Annotated in this window: 5 protein-coding genes and 2 pseudogenes; 4 read left to right on the top strand and 3 right to left on the bottom strand. The window is 64.4% G+C overall.

The genetic code is table 11. The features are described 5' to 3' along the window. The first annotated feature begins 281 nt into the window (after positions 1 to 281). From VGE27_RS10810 to VGE27_RS10800, 3 genes and pseudogenes are all read left to right on the top strand, one after another. Positions 282 to 1,895 carry a SulP family inorganic anion transporter gene (locus VGE27_RS10810; RefSeq protein ID WP_331049662.1) on the top strand — a complete coding sequence of 538 codons (1,614 nt, stop codon included), beginning with the start codon at positions 282 to 284 and terminating at the stop codon, positions 1,893 to 1,895. A 19-nt stretch (positions 1,896 to 1,914) separates the two neighbouring features. Then, positions 1,915 to 2,490: pseudogene (locus VGE27_RS10805) on the top strand (carbonic anhydrase); the annotation flags it as partial. Positions 2,491 to 2,756: 266 nt separating this feature from the next. Further along, a complete protein-coding gene (locus tag VGE27_RS10800; RefSeq protein ID WP_331049660.1) occupies positions 2,757 to 3,239 on the top strand; it encodes a hypothetical protein in 483 nt (160 codons plus the stop codon). A 47-nt stretch (positions 3,240 to 3,286) separates the two neighbouring features. Here the strand turns inward: VGE27_RS10800 and ffh are convergent, their stop codons facing one another. After that, complete coding sequence (ffh, locus tag VGE27_RS10795; RefSeq protein WP_331049659.1) at positions 3,287 to 4,645, bottom strand: signal recognition particle protein; 1,359 nt, start codon at positions 4,643 to 4,645, stop codon at positions 3,287 to 3,289. 181 nt (positions 4,646 to 4,826) lie between these two features. Between ffh and lon the strand changes: the two genes are divergently transcribed. Beyond that, positions 4,827 to 7,367 carry an endopeptidase La gene (gene lon / locus VGE27_RS10790; RefSeq protein WP_331049658.1) on the top strand — a complete coding sequence of 847 codons (2,541 nt, stop codon included), beginning with the start codon at positions 4,827 to 4,829 and terminating at the stop codon, positions 7,365 to 7,367. Here the strand turns inward: lon and VGE27_RS10785 are convergent. Continuing rightward, entirely contained in the window at positions 7,269 to 8,567 is a 1,299-nt protein-coding gene (locus VGE27_RS10785; RefSeq protein WP_331049657.1) for a DUF445 domain-containing protein, read from the bottom strand. The two genes, lon and VGE27_RS10785, sit on opposite strands and share 99 nt — an antisense overlap. Positions 8,568 to 8,580: 13 nt before the next feature. Then, a pseudogene (locus VGE27_RS10780) lies at positions 8,581 to 9,073 on the bottom strand (hypothetical protein); the annotation flags it as partial.

Here is a 9,073-nt window from a genome sequence, read left to right as displayed (position 1 = left end):
GCCACATCTCCGGTGATCGGTGCATCGCCTGAGCCATCGAATACCGTACCATTACGTATGACCACATCGTAGGCCGGTTCGGACTGGCACGCCGCGAAGAACACCATCGCAGGCAGGAGAGCGAGGAGTCTCAGCATCTTTGGTGGGATTGAGGTGGGTCTTTCGCGGAACTTGGCTCGCACTTCGGCGTTTTGATAGGTTCGCTGAAGCGCCATTCCCCCAAAGGGATATATTTCCCCGCCCTCCGCTTCGGCTGCTCCCCTCCCCAGGCCAACTCCCGCATGCCGGCCATCTCCCGCGCACCTGACGGTGTACCCGAGTCCTCCGTAGGCCCCGCAAGCCCAAGCGCCATCGCACCTCGTGGTTTCTTTGACGAGTGGCGAAATGACATTCCCGCTTCCGTAGTTGTATTCCTCGTCGCGCTACCGCTCTGCCTCGGCGTTGCGCTCGCGTCGGGCGCGCCGCTGCTGTCCGGTGTAGTGGCCGGCATCGTCGGCGGTATCGTGGTGGGTGCGGCGTCCGGTTCACAGTTGATGGTGAGTGGCCCCGCCGCCGGTCTCACCGCGATCGTGGTCACAGGCATCTCGCAGGTCGGCGGCTTTCCGCAGTTCCTGCCGGCCGTGATTCTCGGCGGTGCCTTGCAGCTCGGCCTTGGTGCCGCACGTGCCGGCGTGATCGGGTACTACTTCCCCGCATCCGTCATCAAGGGCATGCTCGCCGCGATCGGCCTCACGCTGATCCTCAAGCAGATCCCGCATGCGGTCGGCTACGATGCCGACTACGAAGGCGACTTTTCATTCGTGAGTCCTTCCGGTGAGAACACGTTTGGCGCCATCGGCAATGCCATGCAGCAGGTGCAGCCGGGCGCCATCGCCGCAGCGCTCATCGGCATCGCATTGATGGTCATCTGGCCCAAGACGCCGATGGCCCGCATCAAGTTGTTTCCCGCACCGCTGGCGGCCGTGGTCATCGGCGTGGGACTCAATCAGCTCTTGCTGACGGTCGCCCCGGAATACGCCATTCGCGACACACACCTTGTCGCACTGCCAACCACCGGCGCCGAGGGAGTCTGGAGCCAGCTTGCTCGACCGGACTGGGGCGCACTAGCCAATCAGCAGGTGTGGATTCTCGCCGCAACGATCGGTATCGTCGCGAGCCTGGAATCGTTGCTGAGTCTTGAAGCCACCAACAAGCTCGACCCGGAAAAGCGCGATGCACCGGCCAACCGTGAGCTCCTGGCGCAGGGTCTGGGCAACGTTGTCTCCGGCTTTCTTGGCGGTCTGCCGGTGACCGGCGTGATCGTTCGCAGTTCGGCCAATGTGGACGCGGGCGCCCGTACGAGATTGTCCGCCATTGTGCACGGTGGCCTGCTCATCGTGGCGGTCCTGCTGCTCGCGCGCATTCTCAACCTGATTCCGCTTTCCGCGCTGGCGGCGGTGCTGCTGGTGACGGGCTTCAAGCTCACCACGCCCGCCTTGTGGAAGTCGGCCTGGCGTCTGGGCCTGTCGCACTTCATCCCGTTTGCCGTGACCATCGTGGCGATTCTGTTCACGGATCTGCTGCGCGGCATCGGCGTTGGTCTCGTGGTTGGCATTGCGTTCATCATCGCGGAACACATGCGCCGCCCGGGACTCATTCGCGTCAGCCCGCCGGGTGCCATTCTCACGCGCTACGTGCTGCCCGACCAGGTGACGTTCCTGAGCAAGGCGAGCATCGCCCGTGAGCTCGAGGAATTGCCCGATTGCTGCCGCGTGGAAATCGACGGACGTCGCACGGCGCGCTTCGACTATGACGCACTCGAAGTGATCCTCGCCTTCCGTGAGACTGCTCGCTCCCGCAACATCGACTACCGGCTCGTGGGAATTCCCGAAGTCGGCCTGACTCCCGCGCACTGACAATTCACGAGTCCCGCCCATGGATAACTTCCGCAAGATCATCCAGAACAACCGTGAGTGGGCTGCTGCCGTGGTGGCGGCTGACCCCGACTACTTCGCGCGTCATGCGAAGAAGCAGGAACCGTTGTTTCTGTACATCGGCTGCTCTGACAGCCGGGTGCCGGCGAATGTCGTGACGGGCACAGTGCCGGGTGACCTGTTCGTGCATCGCAACATCGCGAACCTGGTCGTGCCGAGCGACCTGAATGCGATGAGCGTGCTGCAATACGCCGTCGAGGTGCTCGACGTGAAGCACATCATCGTCACGGGTCATTACGGGTGTGGCGGCGTGAAGGCCGCCATGAGCAGCGAGCAACATGGCCTCGTCGATCATTGGCTCCAGCCCATTCGCAACGTCGTGCGGTGGAACCAGCCGGAACTCGAAGGCATCATCGACGATCAGGCGCGCTTTGATCGTGTTGTGGAACTCAATGTGCTCGAACAGCTGTACCATCTGTCCGAAACGCCGGTCATCCAGAACGCCTGGGCCAAGGGACGCCGTCCGCTGCTGCACGGCCTCGTCTATGATCTGAACATCGGCATCCTCAAGGAGATCGCCACCAGCATCGACTCCCAGGAAGCGGCCGACTTGCTCGCCGCGCGTCGTCTCTCGGGCGTTCCGGCTGGCCCGCCGCCCATGGCGCGGAATGCGACCCCGCAGCTCTCCAGCGAAGATCTGGCCGACTCGATCGCCCAGCGCGTGGCGGCGCGTCTGGCCGAAGCGGGCTGGGAGATGCCGTCGAAGCCCTGACGCATACAGGGCAGGCAGGAATCGTTGACGGCCGGTCCTTCCTTCGGGGGGCCGGCCGTTAGTTTTGTCGCATGGCCAAGATCCCTTCTCCCTTCAAGTCCCTGAGCGCCGAGCGTCGGTTGTCGCTCGTGCAGGAAGCGCTCGTCAAGCACAAAGGCGCCAAGGCGCTGTACGCTCAGCGCATCGCCGCCAAGGGCGGTGGTTTCCGCGCAGCCACACTGATCTCGTGGCCCGCGGATCGCATTGCCAAGGAAAGCCTGCGATTGGGTGCGCTCACCCCGCAGGACGAACTCGAGTTGCTGCAGCTGCTTTATGTAGACCTCGAGCCGCAGTACCAGATCACCTTTCTGGACACCATGGGCGTGTCACACGAAAACGGCGTGATCCCCGAGGACCTCGAGGCACCGTACGCCGCCGCCGAAGCGGTCGTGCGCGGCGCTGAGGCCGTGCTGGCTAACCACGGCGACGCGGGACGTCATTACCTGCGCACGCTGGTGGTGTACAACCTGTCCGCGTGGCCAGGTCTGGATACGGTGGTCTCAGCAGAAGGCTGAGACCACGAGTTCAATGAAGGATGCGGGCTCCGCGATCGCCGAAGCGATCAGCGGAGTCCGAACATCCCGCCGCCGCCGAATGGCATGCGCGGCATGCCGCCGCCCTTTCCGCCGGCGCCACCGCTCATCTTCTTCATCATCTTCTGCATTTCGCGGAACTGCTCGAGCAGGCGATTCACATCGCTCACCGAGCGCCCGCTGCCCTTCGCGATACGTGCACGACGCGAGCCGTTGATCAGTTCCGGCTTCCTGCGCTCCTGCGGCGTCATGGACAGCACGATGGCCTCGATGTGCTTCATGCGCTTGGGATCCATCTTCACATCCTTCAGCATCTTCGGGTTCACACCCGGCAGCAGCTTGAGGAGGTTCTCGAAGGGGCCCAGCTTCTGCATCTGGCGCATGGCCGAGAGGAAGTCCTCGAGGTCCATGCCTTCCTTGCGGACCTTCTTCTCGAGCTTCTTGGCTTCGGTGGCGTCAAACGCCTCCTGCGCCTTTTCGACGAGCGAGACCACGTCGCCCATCTGCAGAATGCGGCCCGCCATGCGCTCGGGATGGAACTCCTCGAGTGCGTCCGGCTTTTCGCCCACACCGATGTACTTGATGGGCTTCTTGAGCACACCGTAGATCGAGAGCGCCGCGCCACCGCGCGCATCACCATCGAGCTTCGTGAGAATCACGCCGGTGATGTCGAGCGCTTCGTTGAAGCCCTGCGCGATCTTTACCGCTTCCTGGCCGGTCATGCCGTCGGCCACGAACAGGATTTCGTCGGGCTTGATGGCCGCCTTGAGGCGCTTGAGCTCGTCCATCATGTCTGCATCGATCTGCAGACGGCCGGCGGTGTCGACAATCACCACACGATCGCGATTGCGCACGCCCTGCTCGATACCGGCCTTGGCGATCTTCACCACATCCTGCGTGGTGCGATCCGCGTAGACGGGCACGTCGAGCGCCTTGCCGAGCGTCTCGAGCTGATCGATGGCGGCGGGGCGATATACGTCGGCCGCCACCAGTCGCGTGCTCTTCGCCTCGAGCTTGAGCTTGCGCGCCAGCTTGCCGGCCGTGGTGGTTTTGCCCGAGCCCTGCAGGCCGACCATCATGACGACGGTCGGCGGCACCGAGCTCATCTTGAGCCCCTCGCGCCGCTCGCCCAGCATGGTCGTGAGCTCGTCGTGCACGATCTTGACGAGCTGCTGCGCCGGCTGGACCTGCTTGAGCTGCAGGACGCCAACCGCCTGCTTCTCCACGCGTTCCAGGAACTCGCGGGTCAGCGCAAAGTTGACGTCGGCTTCGAGCAGGACGCGGCGGACCTCGCGCATCCCGTCTTTGATATCGGACTCGGTCAGTACGCCACGGCCGCGAAGCTTGGCGAAGACATTGCCGAGTTTGTCTGTGAGCTCGTCGAACATGCCGGAAAGCTACCACCCCAGCCTCCCACCTTGTACTGCGAGGGTCACAGAGCGTGGGCCATGGGGGTGACGAAATGGGCCGCCCAAAGCGCATCTTGCGTCGGAATCACGCGTTGCCGCTCCCAGCCTCCGGCCTAGATTGGCCAAGCTGGTTCGCAGTGTCACTCCTCCGGTCAGCCTCGTGTCCCGACCCTCGTCGCGCTTCCCCTCCATTCAGATGCCCCGCGGTCAGCGGAAGGAAGAAATCCTTCGCGCTGAACTCCCGCCGACGCTACCCCTGATGGCGTTGCGCTCCACGATCGTCTACCCGCTGGGCACGATCGCGGTGCAGATGGGCGCTCCCGAAAACCTGGCGCTGCTGCGCGCCCATGAAGAATCGGGCCTCGTGGTGGCGCTGGTCGTGGCGTCCGGCGACAGCGATGACGCGATCGAGCCGGAACGGTTCGTCGGCCGGGTCGGTGTGGCCGCCCGCGTGCATGAGCGCATCAATCTGCCCGGCGATACAGTGCAGATCACGCTGCAGGGACTGCGTCGCATCACCATCGACGCCATCGATCAGGTGACGCCGTTTTCCATCGCCCGCATTCAGGGCGCCAAGGAGACGCCGCCGGAAGCGGCCGAACTCGATGAGCTGGTCGCGCGCACAGTGGCGGCCGCCGAAACGCTGGCCGAGTTGGTCGATCGCATCCCGAACGAGGTGCCGCAGATCCTCAAGATGAACGTCTCCGACCCGGGGCGTTTTGCAGACCTGGCGGCGACCAACATGAACCTGCGCATCGCCGACAAGGAGGAGGTGCTGCAGCGCCTCGATATCGGTCAGCGCATCCGGTTCATCCTCTCGCGTCTCGAGCGTGAAGTGGCGCGTGCGCGCGTCATGGAGGACGTGAAGAAGCAGACCGAGATCAAGATCGAGCAACACCAGCGCGAGTTCTATCTCCGTCAGCAGCTGCGAGCCATTCAGTCGGAGCTGGGCGAGGCCGATCCGAATGAGAAAGAATCGATCGATCTGCTGCGTCGCATCGAAGAGGCCAAGCTGCCCGAGAAGGTCGCCGCTGAAGCCCGTCGCGAAACAGAACGCCTGCGCATGCTCTCCCCGGCGTCGAGCGAGTATCAGGTGCTGCGCACCTATCTCGACTGGGTGCTCGCGCTGCCCTGGCACACCCGCAGCGCGAACGATCAGCAGATCGCTCTCAGCAAGGTCGAAGAGGCACTCGGCGAGCGGCACTACGGTCTCGACGAAGCGAAGGAGCGCATCATCGAGTACCTGGCGGTGCGCAAGCTGCGCGGTGGTGATCCCACCGGCCCCATTCTCTGCTTCGTGGGACCGCCGGGTACCGGCAAGACCTCACTGGGCGAGGCCATCGCCAAGAGCATCGACCGGGCGTTCTATCGCATCTCGGTGGGTGGTGTGCGTGATGAGGCCGAGATTCGTGGCCATCGCCGCACGTATGTGGGTGCGATGCCGGGTATGCTCATCCAGGCACTGCGCCGCGTGGAAGTGCGTGATCCCGTGATCATGATCGACGAGATCGACAAGATGTCGTCAGGTGGATCGGGCGGTGATCCCACGGCCGCGATGCTGGAAGTGCTCGACCCGTCGCAGAACACGACGTTTGTCGACCACTACCTCAACCTGCCGTTCGACCTGTCGAGCACGTTGTTCATCTGCACGGCCAACAATCTCTTCGACATTCCCGGCCCTCTGCGCGATCGCATGGAAGTGATCCGCATTGCGGGCTACACGATCGAGGAGAAGGTGGAAATCGCGCAGCGCTATCTCATTCCGCGGCTGCTCGAAGACCACGGGCTCACGGACTCCGACCTGCATATCCCCGAAAGCGTGCTGGGATTCATCACCAGCCGCTACTCGCGGGAGGCGGGCCTGCGCACCTTCGAGCGGTCCATCGCGTCCATCATGCGCAAGCGTGCGCGTGCGAAAGCCGATGGTGATGATAGCTCGTGGGAAATCAGCGCCGCGCGCACCGAAGAGATTCTGGGTGCACCGCGGTTCCCCATGGAAGAAGCCGAGAAGGAGCCGGAGATCGGCGCCGTGACCGGACTCGCCTGGACCAGCACGGGTGGTGAACTGATGACCATCGAGGCGCTGCGCATGCCGGGCAATGGCAAGCTCACTGTCACGGGTCAGCTGGGCGACGTGATGCGTGAGTCGGTGGACGCGGCGTATTCGTTCGTGCGCTCGCGTGCGGCCACGCTGGGCATCGAGGAGGTCGAGTTTCTCGAGTCCGACCTGCACCTGCACTTCCCCGCCGGCTCCATCCCCAAGGATGGTCCATCGGCCGGCATCGCGGTGACGCTGGCGTTGGCCAGTGCGCTCTCACGCCGCCCCGTGCGGCGCGATCTCGCGCTCACCGGCGAAGTGACGTTGCGTGGGCGTGTGCTGGAGATCGGCGGCGTGAAGGAAAAGGTATTGGCGGCGTATCGCGCCGGCCTGCGGGAAGTCATCCTGCCCAAGGGCAACGAGAAGGATGTACGCGACGTGCCGCAGGAAGTGCGCAACAAGATGGCCTTCACTTTCGCCAACGCGATGGACGAAGTGCTGCACCTCGCACTGTTGCCGCATCCCGACGAGCATCCGGCGGACGCGCCGCCGATCCACGAAGGCCTACAGCAGCAGTCCGATCGAGTACAGCAGGAGCCCCACCAGGCCACCCACAATCGTGCCGTTGATGCGGATGAACTGCAGGTCGCGTCCGATCTGTAGTTCGATTTTGCGGGACGTGGCGTCGGCGTCCCACGCGGCAACCGTCGAGGCAATGAGGCGCGCCACTTCTTCGCGCGCCTGCTCCACCGAGTAGGTCACCAGCTCCACGATCCAGCCATTCACCTTGGTGGCCAGCACGGGATCCTGGAGCACCTTCTGGCCGAGCCCTGACAGCCAACGCTCGAGCTGGTCCGGCTCCTGCTCGGCTTCATCGGCCAGACGTTCGGCGTACGACGCGATACGCTCCTTCACATCCGACCAGACCTCGCGCGAGAACTCGGCGACGCCGGGGTGGTTGAGCAGGTCGAGCTTGATCTGTTCGGTGCGCGCGATCGTATCGGGGTTCTCACGCAGGTTCGCGACGAACCGGTCCACCGCTTCGTCGTAGCGCTTGCGCAGTGGGTGTGAGGGATCGGCAGCGACCGCCACGAGCGTCTTCTCCACACCGGTGACGATCTTGTCGCCCAGGCGACTCTCCACGGCGCCAGGCACCCACCACGGGCTTTCCTGCTTGATCCGCTCGCGGATCATCGTCTCGTTTTCGTCGAGGAAACGCGCGGCGAGACGCAGCGCATCGTCCAGGAGCGCCTGATGACGACCGTCCGCGGTGAGTAGTTCGAAGGCCTTGGCCGCCAGCGGTGCGGCCTGCATGCGCCGCAGGCGCGCCACGATGCCACGATCGACCAGCGACTGGATGTCTTCGTCGCGCATGACATTCGCGGCGCCTGACAATCCATGCGCCGCCGCCCGCGCCAGTCGCCGGCTGTTCTCCGGCCGCGACAACCACTCTGCGGCGCGTTCACCGAGACGCATGGCCGCCAGCTTTTCGGCCACCACTTCCCGCGTGAGGAAGTTGCGCTGCACAAAGTTGCCGAGTGCCGTGCCGATGCGATCCTTGCGCGACGGCACGATGGCCGTGTGCGGAATCGGGATACCGAGCGGATGACGGAACAGTGCCGTCACGGCAAACCAGTCGGCGATGCCGCCCACCATGGCAGCTTCGGCAAACGCACGCACGAAGCCAAGCCACGGATAGCGCGCTTCAAACACGCGCGCGGCCACAAAGATCAGCGCCACCACCACCAACATGGTGGTGGCGACGCGCTTCATCTGGATCAGGCGGACACGCCGGACTTCATCATCGGGCGTGATACGCAGCGCTGCCGGGAGCTCCTGGCCGGAGATCGTCGGAGTGGTCACGTCATGCGGGAGGTCAGCGGCCGACCGTAACGCGTGCCGGATCGATCGGCGCTGCACTGCCAGCAGGGAAGTCCATGAAGATCACTACGGGCCGGCCGCCCAGCTGTTCCAATTGCATGGTGACCGTGCGCGCGGCGCGCTTGGGCGTCGCGGGGGCATCCACGCGTCGTGTGGATGCACCAGGCTCGATGGGCGTCTTGCCGCGCTCGTAGCGGCGGCGCGCGGCGTCCCCCATCACATCGAGAAAGTCGGCGGCATCCATGGGGGATTCCCACACTGTGGCCCACACCAGGGCATCACCTTCGGGCGTGCGCACCAGCGCAAAACGGTCGCCCATCCAGCCGCTCGCGGCCTGCACCGTGAGGTTGTCATCCTTGATGTGCTGCCACAGCGCGAGCCGTGTTTCGAATTCACCGAAGGTGTTGGTGAACACCACGCTTCCACGACGCGGCGCTGGCAACGACACCTCGACCGGCACATCCCGTTCGCCCGGCGTGGCCGTAAAG

This window comes from Gemmatimonas sp., from assembly GCF_036405635.1.
Lineage (GTDB): Bacteria > Gemmatimonadota > Gemmatimonadetes > Gemmatimonadales > Gemmatimonadaceae > Gemmatimonas.
Note: the sequence above shows the minus strand (reverse complement) of the source record. Positions and strands in the feature narration are given on the sequence as shown.

Coding starts and splice junctions, on each gene's coding strand:
- VGE27_RS10810 (WP_331049662.1), top strand. CDS start 282: ATGCCGGCCATCTCCCGCGCACCTGACGGTGTACCCGAGTCCTCCGTA.
- VGE27_RS10800 (WP_331049660.1), top strand. CDS start 2,757: ATGGCCAAGATCCCTTCTCCCTTCAAGTCCCTGAGCGCCGAGCGTCGG.
- ffh (WP_331049659.1), bottom strand. CDS start 4,645: ATGTTCGACGAGCTCACAGACAAACTCGGCAATGTCTTCGCCAAGCTT.